15 protein-coding genes and 1 pseudogene are annotated in these 14140 nt (G+C 70.4%); 11 read left to right on the plus strand and 5 right to left on the minus strand.

Translation table 11 applies throughout. The features are described from left to right. Together FrCorBMG51_RS28920 and FrCorBMG51_RS34415 are read left to right on the plus strand one after the other, a co-directional pair. A partial coding sequence (locus tag FrCorBMG51_RS28920; protein ID WP_200902322.1) for a class I SAM-dependent methyltransferase occupies positions 1 to 530 on the plus strand: 530 nt, incomplete at its 5' end. Positions 531 to 571: 41 nt separating this feature from the next. Then, positions 572 to 841, plus strand: a complete 270-nt coding sequence (locus tag FrCorBMG51_RS34415) for an SRPBCC family protein (RefSeq protein WP_047221769.1) — start codon at positions 572 to 574, stop codon at positions 839 to 841. A 132-nt stretch (positions 842 to 973) separates the two neighbouring features. Here FrCorBMG51_RS34415 and FrCorBMG51_RS04040 read toward each other — a convergent pair whose 3' ends face one another. Next, on the minus strand, positions 974 to 2290 hold the full coding sequence (locus FrCorBMG51_RS04040) for a mechanosensitive ion channel family protein (protein ID WP_047221770.1): 1317 nt from the start codon (positions 2288 to 2290) through the stop codon (positions 974 to 976). Positions 2291 to 3128: 838 nt separating this feature from the next. Between FrCorBMG51_RS04040 and FrCorBMG51_RS04045 the strand changes: the two genes are divergently transcribed. The 3 genes from FrCorBMG51_RS04045 to FrCorBMG51_RS04055 all read left to right on the plus strand — a co-directional run bounded on the left by FrCorBMG51_RS04045 (position 3129) and on the right by FrCorBMG51_RS04055 (position 5372). Further along, positions 3129 to 3854, plus strand: coding sequence for a class I SAM-dependent methyltransferase (locus FrCorBMG51_RS04045; protein WP_047221771.1), 726 nt, complete (start codon positions 3129 to 3131; stop codon positions 3852 to 3854). Next, entirely contained in the window at positions 3851 to 4939 is a 1089-nt protein-coding gene (locus FrCorBMG51_RS04050) for an iron-containing redox enzyme family protein (RefSeq protein WP_083730999.1), read from the plus strand. Before FrCorBMG51_RS04045 ends, FrCorBMG51_RS04050 begins: the two co-directional genes overlap by 4 nt. 130 nt (positions 4940 to 5069) lie before the next feature. Then, entirely contained in the window at positions 5070 to 5372 is a 303-nt protein-coding gene (locus tag FrCorBMG51_RS04055) for a hypothetical protein (RefSeq protein WP_047221772.1), read from the plus strand. Positions 5373 to 5587: 215 nt separating this feature from the next. Here FrCorBMG51_RS04055 and FrCorBMG51_RS30505 read toward each other — a convergent pair. After that, positions 5588 to 5772: pseudogene (locus FrCorBMG51_RS30505) on the minus strand (IS5/IS1182 family transposase); the annotation flags it as partial. 299 nt (positions 5773 to 6071) lie between these two features. Here FrCorBMG51_RS30505 and FrCorBMG51_RS04060 point away from each other — a divergent pair. From FrCorBMG51_RS04060 to FrCorBMG51_RS04070, 3 genes are read left to right on the plus strand one after another with little or no spacing between them, the layout of a single operon-like run. Next, positions 6072 to 6959, plus strand: coding sequence for an alkaline phosphatase family protein (locus FrCorBMG51_RS04060; protein ID WP_047221773.1), 888 nt, complete (start codon positions 6072 to 6074; stop codon positions 6957 to 6959). Positions 6960 to 6964: 5 nt separating this feature from the next. Next, entirely contained in the window at positions 6965 to 8368 is a 1404-nt protein-coding gene (locus tag FrCorBMG51_RS04065; protein WP_052914268.1) for an MFS transporter, read from the plus strand. Further along, a complete protein-coding gene (locus FrCorBMG51_RS04070) occupies positions 8365 to 9402 on the plus strand; it encodes a TolB family protein (protein ID WP_047221774.1) in 1038 nt (345 codons plus the stop codon). The genes FrCorBMG51_RS04065 and FrCorBMG51_RS04070 overlap by 4 nt, the downstream gene beginning before the upstream one ends. Positions 9403 to 9804: 402 nt before the next feature. Here the strand turns inward: FrCorBMG51_RS04070 and FrCorBMG51_RS33485 are convergent, their stop codons facing one another. From FrCorBMG51_RS33485 to FrCorBMG51_RS04080, 3 genes are all read right to left on the minus strand, one after another. Then, positions 9805 to 9879, minus strand: a complete 75-nt coding sequence (locus FrCorBMG51_RS33485; RefSeq protein ID WP_476742101.1) for a hypothetical protein — start codon at positions 9877 to 9879, stop codon at positions 9805 to 9807. Beyond that, positions 9863 to 10045 (minus strand): Tn3 family transposase, encoded by a 183-nt coding sequence (locus FrCorBMG51_RS26180; protein WP_083730998.1) that lies wholly within the window; start codon positions 10043 to 10045, stop codon positions 9863 to 9865. The genes FrCorBMG51_RS33485 and FrCorBMG51_RS26180 overlap by 17 nt, the downstream gene beginning before the upstream one ends. 179 nt (positions 10046 to 10224) lie before the next feature. Further along, positions 10225 to 10563 (minus strand): hypothetical protein, encoded by a 339-nt coding sequence (locus FrCorBMG51_RS04080; protein WP_047221776.1) that lies wholly within the window; start codon positions 10561 to 10563, stop codon positions 10225 to 10227. Positions 10564 to 10726: 163 nt separating this feature from the next. Here FrCorBMG51_RS04080 and FrCorBMG51_RS04085 point away from each other — a divergent pair, with 163 nt between their 5' ends. The 3 genes from FrCorBMG51_RS04085 to FrCorBMG51_RS04095 all read left to right on the plus strand — a co-directional run bounded on the left by FrCorBMG51_RS04085 (position 10727) and on the right by FrCorBMG51_RS04095 (position 14115). Beyond that, positions 10727 to 11176, plus strand: coding sequence for a helix-turn-helix transcriptional regulator (locus FrCorBMG51_RS04085; RefSeq protein ID WP_047221777.1), 450 nt, complete (start codon positions 10727 to 10729; stop codon positions 11174 to 11176). Positions 11177 to 11181: 5 nt separating this feature from the next. After that, a complete protein-coding gene (locus FrCorBMG51_RS04090; protein WP_047221859.1) occupies positions 11182 to 11592 on the plus strand; it encodes a VOC family protein in 411 nt (136 codons plus the stop codon). Positions 11593 to 11712: 120 nt separating this feature from the next. After that, positions 11713 to 14115 (plus strand): ATP-binding cassette domain-containing protein, encoded by a 2403-nt coding sequence (locus FrCorBMG51_RS04095; RefSeq protein WP_047221778.1) that lies wholly within the window; start codon positions 11713 to 11715, stop codon positions 14113 to 14115. The last annotated feature ends 25 nt before the right edge of the window (positions 14116 to 14140 follow it).

Consider the following 14140-nt stretch of genomic DNA (forward strand, 5'->3'; position numbering starts at 1 on the left):
GGCTGGCCGCCGAGCCAGCCGACGTCCGCGATCGTGTCCGGCTGATACTGGGAAGCGGCGAGGAGGCGCCCTCGCTGACCCGGGGCCGACGGTTTGCCGCCGTGCTGTGCCACGGCGTGTTGATGTACCTGCCCGACCCGACCCCGATGATCGAGGCCCTGTGCGCGTGCACCGACGTGGACGGCATCGTCTCGGTGATGGCACTCAACGCGGCGACCCTCGCCGTCCGCCCCGCGCTGGAGCGTCGGTGGGACGACGCACAGGCCGCCTTCCACGCCCGCGGGGAACGCGGCGTGCTGGGCCTGGACACGCGGGCCGACACCGTCGAGGAACTCTCCGTCCTGTTCGCTGATCACGGAGTCCGCCCGCTGGCCTGGTATGGCGTGTGGCTGTTCACCGACTGGACGACCCTCGACGAGGACGAGGACGAGGACGAGCTGACCAGGATCGCCGAGGTGGAACTCGAAGCCAGCCGGCGTGATCCCTACCGGCAGCTCAGCCGGGTGTTCCATCTCGTGGGACGCGGGTGACCTGACGCGGTTGCCCACTCCCCTGGCCGCCGTTGACAGTGATGGCGTCGAAGTCGGCCGCGTGCCTGACAGCGGAGGGCCGGGTCCGGGCGGTCGTGGGTGTCGTCTCGGCGGGCGCGCGGGACCGCGTCGTGGATCGTGATGTCGAGGCCGTCGTGGTCGGTGGCCGACCGGGGCCGGGCTTCGGCCACCTCGATGGTCCAGCCGTCCTGAGCGATCATCCAGAGGATATGGACTACCGGGTCATCGTCCGCCATGGTGATCCCGCCGCCCGCGCCCGTCACGAGGAACTCGGCTTCTTCGAAGGCTGAGGCTCGGTCACCAGGCAACTCGCCGGGGTCGCCGAAAGCCGCAGGCGCGATGAAGATCACCCTTACCGGGTTCTGACCCTCGACGGGGTCAGTCAGGGCCCGGCTCGCCGACCGAGGAGAGGGCTTTTCCCTCTAGGACGGCGGCCTGCGTGAGCCGTTCTCACCGGTCTCGCTGAACGCCCGGGAGCGCTCGGCCGCATCCGGACTGCCCCCGAACAGGCGGGCGTCGGGGTGAGCTTCCTCGGGATGCGCGGGGAGGTCCATCCCCGTACTGGTGGTGGCCGGATCGGCGGCCGCGACCCTGGCAGTGGTCGGGTCGGATTCGCGCCGCTGCGCCGGCCCGTACACCCCCTTCCCGTGGCCGTCATGCTCGCCGTCCCACGCCGGGCCGCTCCGCTCGTGTTCGAGCCGTGTCCTTGGCAGCGCCGCCGGGTGCCGTTGTCGCAGCCATCGCACGAGCAACTCCCGGACGTGGCAGCGCAGGTCGAACACGGTCGGTCCGTCGCTACCGCTGACCAGCACCCGGACCCGCACGCATCCGCCGACCGCGTCGGTTACCTGGAGCACCGAGACCCGGCCGTCCCACAGGGCGGTGGCGTCCAGGATCCGGTGCATCTCCGCCCGCATCTCCTCCACCGGCACCGACCAGTCCAGGTCCAGCTCGACCACGCCGAGCACGGCCGCCTCCCGACGCGTCCAGTTCTGGAACGGCACGGTGGTGAAGTATGTCGATGGCAGAATCATGCGTCGGTCGTCCCAGATGTGGACTACCACGTAGGTCAGTGTGATCTCCTCGATGCGTCCCCATTCCTTCTCCACGACGACCACGTCGTCCACCCGTATGGCGTCGGTGAAGGCGAGCTGCAGCCCGGCGAACACGTTCGCCAGCGAGGTCTGTGCGGCCAGCCCGGCGAGGATGCCGACGATTCCGGCGGACGCGACGATGCTGGCACCGGCAATGCGCACGCTGGGGAACGTCATCAGCATCGAGGCCACGGCTATGACGGTGATGACGACCACCGTGATGCGACGCAGCAGGGTCACCTGTGTACGCACCCGGCGGGCGTGCCGGTTGTCGGCGATGTCCATCCGGTAGCGAGCCAGGGCAAGATCCTCGAGGAGGAAGGTGAGCACCGCCACCAGCCAGGAGACGCCGCCGATAAAGGCCAGGCCGAGCAGCCGGACGATGGCCCCGGTCCAGTTCTGTTCGGGCATGGCGTTCAGCGCGACAAGCAGGGCGAGGATGACGAGGGTGAGGTGGGCCGGGCGTCGGCCGCGCTGGGCCAGGTCGGCGGCGGCTGCCGAACGGCGCCCGACCCGGCGGGCTGTCCGGTCGACGACCAGCGCAACCGTGTAGCCGAGCACGGCGGCCATGGCCAGCACGATCAGCACGGCGGGTGTCGAATCAGCCTCGGGTAGGGACATCTCGGCTGCGTGGCGAATGACCACACCGGACTCCTCGGATCAGTCTGGTAGCGGTAGCCCGGGCGGCGCCTTGCCCCGAGCGACGCGCCTGTGTCCAGGGATGCCTTCCCGCAGTGGGGCGTTATAACGTGAGAGATCCGTCACATTCGGAAGTATCATGAATTCCTTCTCGAGCGAGGTTGATCTGGCTCCGCGCTCTCGATCCCGAGCGCGGCAGGAGGGTCTGTCGGGCGCTGTCGCATTCGCCGATTATCGGTGATCTTAATGGCCGGTAACCGGCGGCTTCGGACGCCTCAGAACGACTTTGAAGGACGCCTCCACCGGAAGATTTACGGTCGAGATTCGACGGTGGCTTTCGGGCCGAGTTTCTCCAGCTATGCGACGAGCCGTTTCCGCTGCACGCCGGCGCCGGGACACCGGAGCGCGACGTCGGCGGGAGGCATGGAGGAATGAAGGAATGAAGGAATGAAGGAGAGTCCGCGATGACACGGGTTGAGCGGAGAGCGGTCGGTGCCGGTCCGGTAGCGCGGTTCCGGTGCCGCAGGCCACGGTGTTCGCCCCATCGGCCCTGCTCACGGTGACGATCGAGGAGCGGCGGAGGGGGCGAGCGACCTTCATCTCCCTGCCGGGACAGGGACGTCGATCGCCCGCATGCCAGCCGCTCTGGCCGTTGACGTACGCCTCGGCACTCCGGCCGGCGGGGAGTTGGGCGCCGTGCACGCGCGTCCCGGCGTTGGCGCCCGGTTAAGGCGGAGCCGGGCGGGTACTTGGCCGTGAGCGCACAGCGGCGGCGGTGCCTGCGGCCCTGTGGCCCGTTCCGCCCGGGCCGGCCCGCCTCCGGTCGACCTACGGCAGGAGCGACATGGCTTTCTACGACCCGGTGGAGTCGAGTTTCTATTCGTGGTGCGTCGAGCGCCTGTTGTCCTGCGCACAGCTGAGTCCCTACACCGCCGCCGGTGTGGCAGAGCTGGGGGCGGGTACCGGGATCCCGCTGCTGGAGGCCGTCGGCCGATCGGAGACGTTGGCACGGGTCCGTGGATTTGAGCGCGACCCCGACGCGTTCCGGTCAGCCCGCCGGCTGACGGAGCTGAAGGGGCCGGTGAACTACACCGTCCAGTTCGGGGACTTCTTCCGCTACGCCAGCGGGGCAACGGAGCGCTGCGTGGTCGCCAACCCCCCGTACCTGCCGGGGCAGCCGCGGCGGCCGGGTGCTCCCGACCTGTACGGCGGGGCGCGAGGAGCCGAAGTGACCTGCCGGATTCTGGGCTGCTCCTTCGACCTGGTGATGGTGATGGTCGCCTCGATCTCCGATCCGCTCGGCGTCCTGGCGGAGGCGACCCGCTGTGGGTACCGGGTGGTGGACTGGGTGACGCGCCCGATCAGGTTCGGCCCCTACTGCCGCGACCCCGAGGTGTGGCGGCGCATCCAGTCCCTTGCCGCCGCCGGGCAGGCATTCTTCCACCAGGAGGGCTACCTGCTCGCCGGTGTCACCTGGATCCGTGACCATAGCCGTGCGTACCCGCCCGGGAGGGACTCGGTGGTTCTGGCCCAGGTGCTGAGCGCGGGCGCCGCGGCGGTGCCGGCATGACCGCCTCCCGCTCCCGGCCCGTGACCACGACCTTCCGCGGGCCGAACGGTGCCGACTACGGCGACGTTCTCAGCCCGGCCGAGCTCGGGCCGAGCCCTCTGCCGCGCCCGCGGGGCACCCTCAGCGCCGTTCTGACCACCGCTCTGGCCGGGCCGGTCCATGCCGTGGACAGGGTGCCCGCGGCCGACGATGACGCCCTGTTCGGTGAGGACGCCGCCCTCGCCCTGTACTGCCTGTACGAGCTGCACTACCGCGGGTTTGCCGATGTGGCGGACGGCTGGGAGTGGGAGCCGTCGCTGCTGGGACTGCGCCGGCTCCTGGAGCGCGATCTCCTGGCCCGGCTGCGGGAGGACGTGGGCCTCGCCACCCCCGGCACCGAGCCGGGCGACCTCCTCACGGACGGGATCGCGGGCGCGCTGCGCCGCATCGTCGACGCTCCCAGCGGCCCGTCACTGTCGGGGTATCTCGCCGAACGCGGTTCGCTGGGCCAGTTCCGTGAGTTCGCCGTCCACCGTTCCCTGCTCCAGCTCAAGGAAGCAGATCCGCACTCGTGGGCGATTCCCCGGCTGGCCGGCGCGGCGAAGGCCGCGCTGGTCGAGATCCAGACCGACGAGTACGGTCACGGCGCCCAACGGGACATGCACCAGACCCTCTTCGGCCTCACCCTGCGCGCCCTGGGACTGGACCCTGCGTACGGGGCCTACCTCGACCGTGTCCCGGCCACCACGCTCGCCACCGTCAACGTGCCGTCCTTCTTCGGCCTGCACCGCGAACACCGGGCCGCGCTCGTCGGTCATCTCGCCGTGTTCGAGATGACCTCGGTCGGGCCGATGAGTGCCTACAGCGCCGCCCTGCGCCGCCACGGCCTGCCCCCGGCCGCCCGTCTGTTCTTCGACACGCACGTCGTGGCGGACGCCCACCACCAGACGGTCGCCGCCGACGCCCTCGCCACCGGCCTCGTGCGGGCCGAACCCGGCCTCGCTGCCGGCCTGCTCTTCGGCGCGCGGGCGGCGATGGCCGTCGAGGCCCGCGCCGCCGAGGCGATCATGACTGCCTGGGAGAGAGGGGAATCGTCCCTGATCTGATCCGCGGCGATGAACAGCGGTTGCTCGGCAGGTTCGTCTGGGGTCGTCTTCTTGGTCGTCTTCTTCTTGTGCCGTCCCGCGGCCGGATGTGTTCCGGATGTGTTTTGGTCCCGGCGGCCAAGGGAGAGCGGTGGGGACGGGTGGTGCCCGCGCGGGCGCGCCCGACGGCCGCCGTCAGCCCGTCGGCGCCGGGGCTGGCCGCACCCGGCTGGTCATCCTGAGTCCGCGGCGGGTGCCGAACTTCGTCCAGCCCAGGGAGCTCGACGTGACATCCTTTGATGGCCGCCTCGTCGACGACCGCGGCGTGGTGACTCTGAGCCTGGCGGGACACACGGCCACCGACTCCGAAACCGCCGAGTTCGCCTCGGCCTTCACCACGGCGGTGGCGGCCCACCGTCATTTCGACCGCCACGCCGAGCTCGTCCCAGCCTGAGACCCGTTCCGTCGCTGCCGGAGCATGCCGCCGCTGCCGAGGCTCATGGTGCCGAGCCCGTGCTGTCGGTGCCCGCGGTACCCGGGCCTCGGCCGCGCCCTCACGGCCCGGCTCACCCATGTCACCCGGGCGAGCCGACAACGGCCTGAACGACCTGCCGGTCCCCGGACCACGACGTGAGGAGGGCCTTCGGAGCCGGACCGGTTGGTGACCACGCCCGGGCCGGGCACGAGGGCGTCCAGCACGTACCCGAAGACGGCCCGGTCGGGGATGCGGCGGCGGTGGCAGCCTGGCGGGTGGGCGGGGCCGGACTCGGGCGGCGGTCCGCTGGTGTGCGGGTCAGCAGGGCCTCGAACCGGCTCCAGATCGGGCCGAGCAAGGATGATGGGACGGCGGGCATGAGATCCTCCAGTGCTCACGGACTGTGATGATCCGACGATCGCCAGGTTCCGCGCCTGCTCGCATGTCGATCTCCTGGACCCGCGCCTATTGCCGGTCACTCTTACTCGTCTAAGCGTTTCCCGTGGTAGCCGGCGGGTCATCCCTCGAGAACGAGTCCGGGCAGGCGGGGAATTTGACATCTCCTGTTTGCTGAGCCGTCGCTGCCGGTGCACTGACGATGATGCGGAACGTCACTACCCTGGCTTCGCTCCCCAGTCAGGCGCTGCTTTCCCCCTGGCCCATTCTGGAGGTCCGCCCGTGTCCCCTGCCGTTGCTGTCCGGCGTCCGCGCTGGCTGCTGAGCATGCTCGGTGCCGCCGTCGTTCTGGCCGTCGCGTCGATTGGTGTGTGGAGCGCAGAGCCCGCGCACGCCGCGGCGCTCCCCACACCCGACCACGTCGTCGTCGTGGTGCTCGAGAACCACGCCTACTCCCAGGTGATCGGCAGCTCCAGCGCTCCCTACATCAACTCACTGAAGACCGGCGGCGCGAACCTCACCGCGTCGTACGCCATCACCCACCCCAGCCAGCCCAACTACATGGCGCTCTTCTCCGGGGGAACCCAGGGCATCACCAGCGACAGCTGCTACACGCCGGGGTTCAGCAGCGCCGCCAACCTCGGCTCCGAGCTGATCGCGGCCGGTCTCGCCTGGGGCAGCTACAACGAGGGCCTGCCCTCCCAGGGTTCGACGGTCTGCAGCAACAGCAGCACGAAGTACGCGCGGAAGCACAACCCCTGGTTCGGGTTCAGCAACGTGCCGACGAACACCGCCTACACGTTCGCCCAGTTCCCGACCAACTACTCGACTCTGCCGAAGATATCGTTCGTCGTCCCGAACCTGTGCAACGACATGCACGACTGCTCCGTGAGTACCGGTGACACCTGGCTGCAGAACAACCTCGGCGCCTATGCCACCTGGGCCACGACCCACAACAGCCTGCTCATCGTGACCTTCGACGAGGACAACAGCCTCAACGGCAACCACATCCCCACGGTGCTCTACGGGCAGCACGTCACCGCGGGCAGCTCCTCGTCGACGACCTACAACCACTACAACCTGCTGCGCACCCTGGAGGACCTGGCCGGTCTGACGACACACGCGGGTAGCGCCGCCAGTGCGTCGGACATCACCGGCATCTGGAGCTAGCGTCCGTGTACCTCGCGGACGCGTACACCGTCCCCACTTCTGCTGGCCCGGGTACCGACCCGGGCCAGCAGGCCGCGGCGCCCGCCGCTCGCGTCACACCGCGGGCCGTCGCGCGGGCGCTGCCGCGCACGGTCCTCGTGCTGGGAACGGTGAGCCTCCTCACCGACGTCTCGGCCGAGATGGTCACCGCTGTCCTACCGCTCTACCTGGTGGCGGAGCTGGGCCTCTCACCGCTGGGTTTCGGCCTGCTGGACGGCATCTACAACGGCTTCAGCACGCTGGTCCGCCTTGTCGGCGGCCATCTCGCCGACCGCGGCGGACGGCACAAGGCTGTCGCCGCGGTCGGCTACGGGCTGTCCGCGCTGTGCAAGCCCGCGCTGCTCCTCGCGCACGGGGTGGCGTCAATCGGCGTGGTGCTCGCGGCCGACCGGACCGGCAAGGGGCTGCGGACCGCTCCGCGCGACGCGATGATCTCCCTGGCGTCGTCGGCCGAAACCCAGGGCCGCTCGTTCGGCATACACCGGGCGATGGACACCGCGGGCGCGCTGCTGGGCCCGATCATCGCCTTTTTCGTGATGCGGGCCGCGGTTGACGGATTCGACGCCCTGTTCATGGTGAGCTTCTGTATCGCCATGACGGGCGTGGCGGTCCTGCTGCTGTTCGCCCCGGGTCGTGGCCACACGACAGACGCCCCAGGTCGCGGCCACGCGACGGCCGGAGCCGACGCGGCCGGGAACGCCGCGTCCGCGCCGGTCGAGGACGCGCCGGCCTCCCGCGCGCGGGAGGAGGCGACCGTCTCCGCGCGCGCGGCGTTCGGCCTGCTGCGTCGCCCCGATCTGCGCTGGTTGGCGCTGTGCGCGTTGCTGCTCGGCCTGGCCACCGTCAGCGACTCCTTCCTCTATCTGATGCTGCAGCGCGACCTGGCCATGCCGCGGGAGTGGTTCCCGCTGTTGCCGGTCGCCACGGCCGGGACGTTCCTGCTGCTGGCGGTGCCGTTCGGGCAGGCCGCCGACCGGTTCGGTCGCTGGCGGGTCTTTCTCGCCGGGCACGTCGGCCTGCTGGTGGCGTACGGGCTGCTGCTCGTGCCGGTGAGCGACGCGGCGCTGTTGGCCGTCGTCCTCGTCCTGCACGGCGCCTTCTACGCCGCGACAGACGGGGTGCTGATGGCCGACGCCGCGGTCTCGGTGCCCGCGCAGCTGCGCTCCAGCGGCCTGGCCCTGGTGCAGACCGCGCAGGGAAGCGCCCGGTTCGCGTGCTCGCTGCTCTTCGGGGCCGCCTGGTCGGCCTGGGGGGACCGCGCGGCGTTGGCTTCCGCGACGGTCGCGCTGGCAGTCTGCGTCACGTTGGGCGCGGTTGCGCGGCCCCTGCGGGCACTGGGGACGGCGGCATCGCGGGGAGCCACGACATGACGGACCGCGCCCGGCTGGTCGTACTGTTCCTGACCGTCGTCCTGCTCGGCGGTGTCTCCGTCGGCTGGGTGCGGTACGCCTCCGAGCGCGGGGCGCTCAGGGACCGCCAACAGCAGGACGGCCCGCCGGTGGCCGCCGGCCGGGTCACGCTGGCCGGGACCGGCGCCGGCTCGCCCCGGCAACAACGGTTGGTCTTCCGCAACATGCTCTGGGGCCCGCAACGGGACGAACTGGTGTCGGTGGCCGCGTCGGCGCCGTCCGGCCCGCGCACCGCGTCGGATGTCCGCTGCCTGCGCTTCTACGCCGCCGCCGGTACCGGCATCTGCCTGCAGCGGCTGCCGGGCACGCTCGAGGAGAGATACCGGGCGGTGGTGCTGGACGCGGACCTGCGTGAACAGCGGCATTTCCCGCTGGACGGCATCCCCACCCGGGCTCGGGTCTCGCCCAGCGGCCGGATGGTGGCGTGGACGGTGTTCGTCAGCGGTGACTCCTACGCGGGTACCCAGTTCTCCACCCGCGCCTCGATCCTCGACACCCGCACCTGGACGCTTCAGCAGTCGCTGGAGGACTACCAGGTGATCATGGATGGTAAGGCGTACCGCGGCGCTGACGTCAACTTCTGGGGCGTCACGTTCGCCGACGACGACCACTTCTACGCCACCCTGGCCACCCGCGGGAAGACCTACCTGGTGCGCGGGGACGTCCGGGCCAGGACCGTGACCACCCTGCGCGAGAACGTCGAGTGCCCGTCGCTGTCGCCCGACGGCACCCGGCTGGCGTTCAAGAAACGGGTGCCGGAGGCCTCCGCGGACGCGCCGTGGCGGGAGTACGTCCTCGACCTGCGCGACATGCGGGAGACACCGCTCGGCGAACACCGAAGTGTTGACGACCAGGCCGTCTGGCTCGACAACAGCACCCTCGTCTACGCTCTCGCCGGTGACTACGGCTCGGATCTGTGGACCATCCCGGCCGACGGCACAGGTAGCCCGACCCGGCTGACGACCGCGGCGCTCGCGCCCGCCGTGATCGGCTGACCGCCCGCGCGTTCGCGGGGGAAGCAGACCCGCGGAGCGGCCGAGTAGCTGACGATCCACCTGATATACCGCACAGGGCCGAGAGCGTCGACAGCAGGCGTCGTCCAGCACGGTCAGCGTCGAAGCCCCGCAGAAGGCGTTCGACGACATCTTCGCGACGATGGACGCCATCAACACGTACAGGGCGGAGACGGTCGAGAGCATGGCGGCGACGGGCAGCGGCCCGGCCAGCGCGCCGAACTGGTCCATGGCCTCGTGGACGGTGAACCCGCGGCCCCGGCCGGTGGCGGCGGCCGCGCGGTGCCCACCTCGGCGATCAGGACCATCAGCACGCCGATCGCCGCGCAGCCGGCCGTGTTCACCGCGAACATGGTCCCGCCCCCGCGAGCCACGACCGCGCGCTCAGCCGACGGCAGCGCCGAACCACCTGGGCAGCTGGCCGAGCAGATCCCGCTGATCTTCACCGACCCACGCCACGTGGCCGTCCGGCCGCAGCAGCGCCGTACGCCCGCACCTGTCCGGTGACCAGGGAGCCAGCCACCCGCAGCAGGTCCGGCCAGTGCGTGACCACCTTGTTCAGGTTGACCTTGTTGCAGGCCAGCGGTTCCAGCGGGTGATACCCGCCGGCGTCCGTCCCGGGCATCTCCGCCCTCCGGAAGCGAATCCACCAGACATTCGACGGGAGGCATCCCAGTTACCTCTTGTCGAAGATTGATCCCTGTTCTGTCCGAGGGCGGGAAGCGGGCCGTTATGACAGCACCAGACTCACATCCTTGAGCCCTTCATGATCATCAAATGGCGATCATGCTGTTCTGGCCGGCGTCAGGGGCTTGTGAGGATGACGAGTTGCCGGGTCGTTCGGGTCATCGCGACGTAGCGGTCGACCGCTCCTTCGATACCGTTACCGAACGTTTCCGGGTCGACGAGGACGATCAGATCGAACTCGAGGCCTTCCGACAGCTCCGGGGTCAGCGACCGGACGCGGGGCGTCGCCCGGAACGCGGGATCGCCGACAACGCGGGCGATCCCATCGGTATGCGCGGCGAGCCAGGTGTCGAGGATCGAGCCCAGATCAAGCCCTTCGCGAAGCGACGGCGAGCCGCGTACCCCGGCCTCGGCATCGCCAGCACTGGCCTTCAGCAGCGCGCTGTGAGCCGGCATCTTGCCGCGAACACGGGTTCCTCGACCTTCCGCTTCACGCTCGTGTCCTACCTTCTGATCGAGGGGGCCTGACTCCGTCGAGCTCGTTCTGTGCCTGTGCCGGCCGGCGTTCGCGGGTCGGCGCTCGGCCGGCTGGTTCTTGCGGTGTGGCACGATTTCGCAGGTGACGAGCAGACCCGCCGCGGCACAGCGCCTGAGCGATCTCGCCCGGCTGCGCCGCGTCCGCGACCGGATCGACCGGGAGTACGCGCGGCCGCTGGACGTCGAGGTGCTCGCCCGCGGCGCGCACATGTCGGCCGGGCATCTCAGCCGCGAGTTCCGGCGCGCCTACGGCGAGTCGCCATACGCCTATCTCATGACGCGACGCATCGAGCGTGCGATGGCGCTGCTGCGTCGTGGCGACCTGAGCGTCACCGAGGTCTGTTTCGCGGTGGGCTGCTCGTCGCTGGGCACCTTCAGCAGTCGCTTCACCGAGCTGGTCGGTGTGCCGCCCAGCGTCTATCGGCGCCAGGCGGCGCACGTGACGGCGGGGATGCCGTCCTGTGTGGCGAGACAGGTGACCAGACCGGTCAGGAATCGAGAAGCGCCGGCCCGCGAGCCGCACCTAGCGTGACCGCCATGGGCATCACCATTCACGCGAGCTTCCTCCCGCACAACGACCCGGACGCCGCCCTGGCCTTCTACCGCGACGCCCTCGGCTTCGAGGTTCGCAACGACGTCGGATACGGCGGGCTGCGCTGGATCACGGTCGGCCCCGCCGACCAGCCCGGCACGTCCATCGTCCTGACACCGCCGGCCGCCGACCCCGGCGTCACCGACGACGAGCGCCACACCATCGTCGAGATGATGGCCAAGGGCACCTACGCCGGCATCCTGCTGGCCACCGCCGACCTCGACGGCACCTTCGCGCGGCTGCAGGCCGGCGACACCGAGGTCGTCCAGGAGCCGACCGAGCAGCCGTACGGCGTTCGCGACTGCGCCGTCCGTGATCCCGCGGGCAACCTGATCCGCATCCAGGAGCTGCGCTGAGCTGGCCGGCGATCGTGGCCACGACCCGCGCTCCCCGACCGACGGGTTCCGAATGGCAGGTCCGACCGACGAGTCCCGAATGACAGGTGCCGAATGACGAGTGCCGAACATGGAGACACGATGAGCACGGCCATAAGGACGGGCCCGCGGACGTCCGCACCGCACGTTGCCGACAGTCACGAGCTGATCCGGGTGCGAGGCGCGCGCGAGAACAACCTCAAGGACGTCAGCATCGAGATCCCGAAACGCCGGCTGACGGTGTTCACCGGCGTCTCCGGCTCGGGCAAGAGCTCACTGGTGTTCGGCACGATCGCCGCGGAGTCGCAGCGGCTGATCAACGAGACGTACAGCGCCTTCGTGCAGGGCTTCATGCCGACGCTGGCACGGCCCGAGGTCGACGTGCTCGAGGGGCTGACAACCGTGATCATCGTCGACCAGCAGCGGATGGGTGCCGATGTCCGTTCCACGGTCGGCACCGCCACCGACGCGGGCGTGCTGCTGCGCATCCTGTTCAGCCGGCTCGGACGGCCGCACATCGGCCCGCCCAACGCGTTCTCGTTCAACGTCCCCTCGGTCCGGGCGAGCGGTGCGATCACGGTCGAACGCGGTGCCGGTAGGACCGTGACACAGACCTTCACCCGCGCCGGCGGCATGTGTCCGCGCTGCGAGGGCCGGGGAACGGTCACCGACTTCGACCTGTCCGCGCTGTACGACGACAGCAAGTCGCTCAACGAGGGTGCGCTCACGATCCCCGGCTACAGCGTCGACGGCTGGTACGGCCGCATCTTCGGCGGCTGCGGCTTCCTCGACCCGGACAAGCCGATCCGCGGGTACACCAGGAAGGAGCTCCACGACCTCCTCCACAAGGAGCCGACCAAGATCAGGGTCGACGGTGTCAACCTGACGTACGAGGGCCTGATCCCGAAGATCCAGAAATCGTTCCTGTCCAAGGACGTCGACGCGCTGCAGCCGCACGTTCGCGCCTTCGTGGAGCGGGCGACGACGTTCACCACCTGCCCCGAGTGCGACGGTACCCGGCTGGGCGAGGCGGCCCGGTCGTCGCGGATCGGCGGGATCAACATCGCCGACGCGTGCGCGATGCAGATCAGCGACCTGGCCGGATGGGTCCGCGGCCTCGGCGAGCCGTCGGTGGCGCCGCTGCTCGCGGCGCTGCGACGGATCCTCGACTCGTTCGTGGAGATCGGGCTGGGCTACCTCTCGCTCGACCGGCCGTCGGGCACGCTGTCGGGCGGCGAGGCGCAGCGCGTCAAGATGATCCGTCACCTCGGCTCCTCGCTCACCGACGTCACCTACGTCTTCGACGAGCCCACCACCGGCCTGCACCCCCATGACATCCAGCGGATGAACGACCTGCTGCTGCGGCTGCGGGACAAGGGCAACACAGTGCTCGTCGTGGAGCACAAGCCGGAGACGATCGCGATCGCCGACCACGTCGTCGACCTCGGCCCCGGCGCCGGTACGGCGGGCGGCGCCGTCTGCTTCGAGGGCACCGTCGAGGGACTGCGGGCCAGCGGCACCCTCACCGGCCGCCATCTCGACGACCGGGCCACCCTCAGGGAGACGGTGCGGACGCCCACCGGCCGGCTCGCGATCCGCGGCGCGAGGACGCACAACCTGCGCGACGTCGACGTCGACATCCCGCTCGGGGTGCTTGTCGTCGTCACCGGTGTTGCCGGCTCCGGCAAGAGCTCGCTCGTGCACGGCTCGCTGCCCCGCCTGACGGCGCCAGCCGGCGCGGGTGTGGTGTCGATCGACCAGGGCGCGATCCGCGGCTCGCGACGGAGCAACCCGGCGACGTACACCGGGCTGCTCGACCCGATCCGCAGGGCGTTCGCGAAGGCCAACGGCGTGAAGCCGGCGCTGTTCAGCGCCAACTCCGAAGGCGCCTGCCCCACCTGCAACGGCGCCGGGGTCATCTACACCGACCTGGCGATGATGGCCGGCGTCGCCACCACCTGCGAGGAGTGCGAGGGGAAACGGTTCGAAGCGTCGGTGCTGGAACACCACCTCGGCGGCCGCGACATCAGCGAGGTGCTCGCGATGTCGGTGACCGAGGCCGCGGAGTTCTTCGGCGCCGGCGAGGCGCGCACGCCGGCCGCGCACACCATCCTCGGCCGGCTCGCCGACGTCGGGCTCGGCTACCTCAGCCTCGGCCAGCCGCTCACCACCCTGTCCGGCGGCGAGCGGCAGCGCCTGAAGCTGGCCACCCGCATGGCTGAGAAGGGTGGCATCTACGTCCTCGACGAGCCGACCTCGGGTCTGCACCTCGCCGACGTCGAGCAGCTGCTCGGCCTGCTCGACCGGCTCGTCGACGCCGGCAAGTCGGTCATCGTCGTCGAGCATCACCAGGCGGTCATGGCGCACGCCGACTGGATCATCGACCTTGGCCCCGGCGCCGGCCACGACGGCGGCCGGATCGTCTTCGAGGGCACCCCCGCCGACCTCGTCGCCGCCCGCCGCACCCTCACCGGCGAGCATCTCGCCGCCTACGTCGGCGCCTGACCGGAAAAACTCCCGCGGATCGCGG

The organism is Protofrankia coriariae (genome assembly GCF_001017755.1).
Classification (GTDB): domain Bacteria; phylum Actinomycetota; class Actinomycetes; order Frankiales; family Frankiaceae; genus Protofrankia; species Protofrankia coriariae.

Excerpts from the sequence above, each read along its gene's own strand:
- FrCorBMG51_RS34415 (WP_047221769.1), top strand. The coding sequence starts at position 572 with ATGGCGTCGAAGTCGGCCGCGTGCCTGACAGCGGAGGGCCGGGTCCGG.
- FrCorBMG51_RS04045 (WP_047221771.1), top strand. The coding sequence starts at position 3,129 with ATGGCTTTCTACGACCCGGTGGAGTCGAGTTTCTATTCGTGGTGCGTC.
- FrCorBMG51_RS04050 (WP_083730999.1), top strand. The coding sequence starts at position 3,851 with ATGACCGCCTCCCGCTCCCGGCCCGTGACCACGACCTTCCGCGGGCCG.
- FrCorBMG51_RS04070 (WP_047221774.1), top strand. The coding sequence starts at position 8,365 with ATGACGGACCGCGCCCGGCTGGTCGTACTGTTCCTGACCGTCGTCCTG.
- FrCorBMG51_RS26180 (WP_083730998.1), bottom strand. The coding sequence starts at position 10,045 with ATGCCCGGGACGGACGCCGGCGGGTATCACCCGCTGGAACCGCTGGCC.
- FrCorBMG51_RS04080 (WP_047221776.1), bottom strand. The coding sequence starts at position 10,563 with ATGCCGGCTCACAGCGCGCTGCTGAAGGCCAGTGCTGGCGATGCCGAG.
- FrCorBMG51_RS04090 (WP_047221859.1), top strand. The coding sequence starts at position 11,182 with ATGGGCATCACCATTCACGCGAGCTTCCTCCCGCACAACGACCCGGAC.
- FrCorBMG51_RS04095 (WP_047221778.1), top strand. The coding sequence starts at position 11,713 with ATGAGCACGGCCATAAGGACGGGCCCGCGGACGTCCGCACCGCACGTT.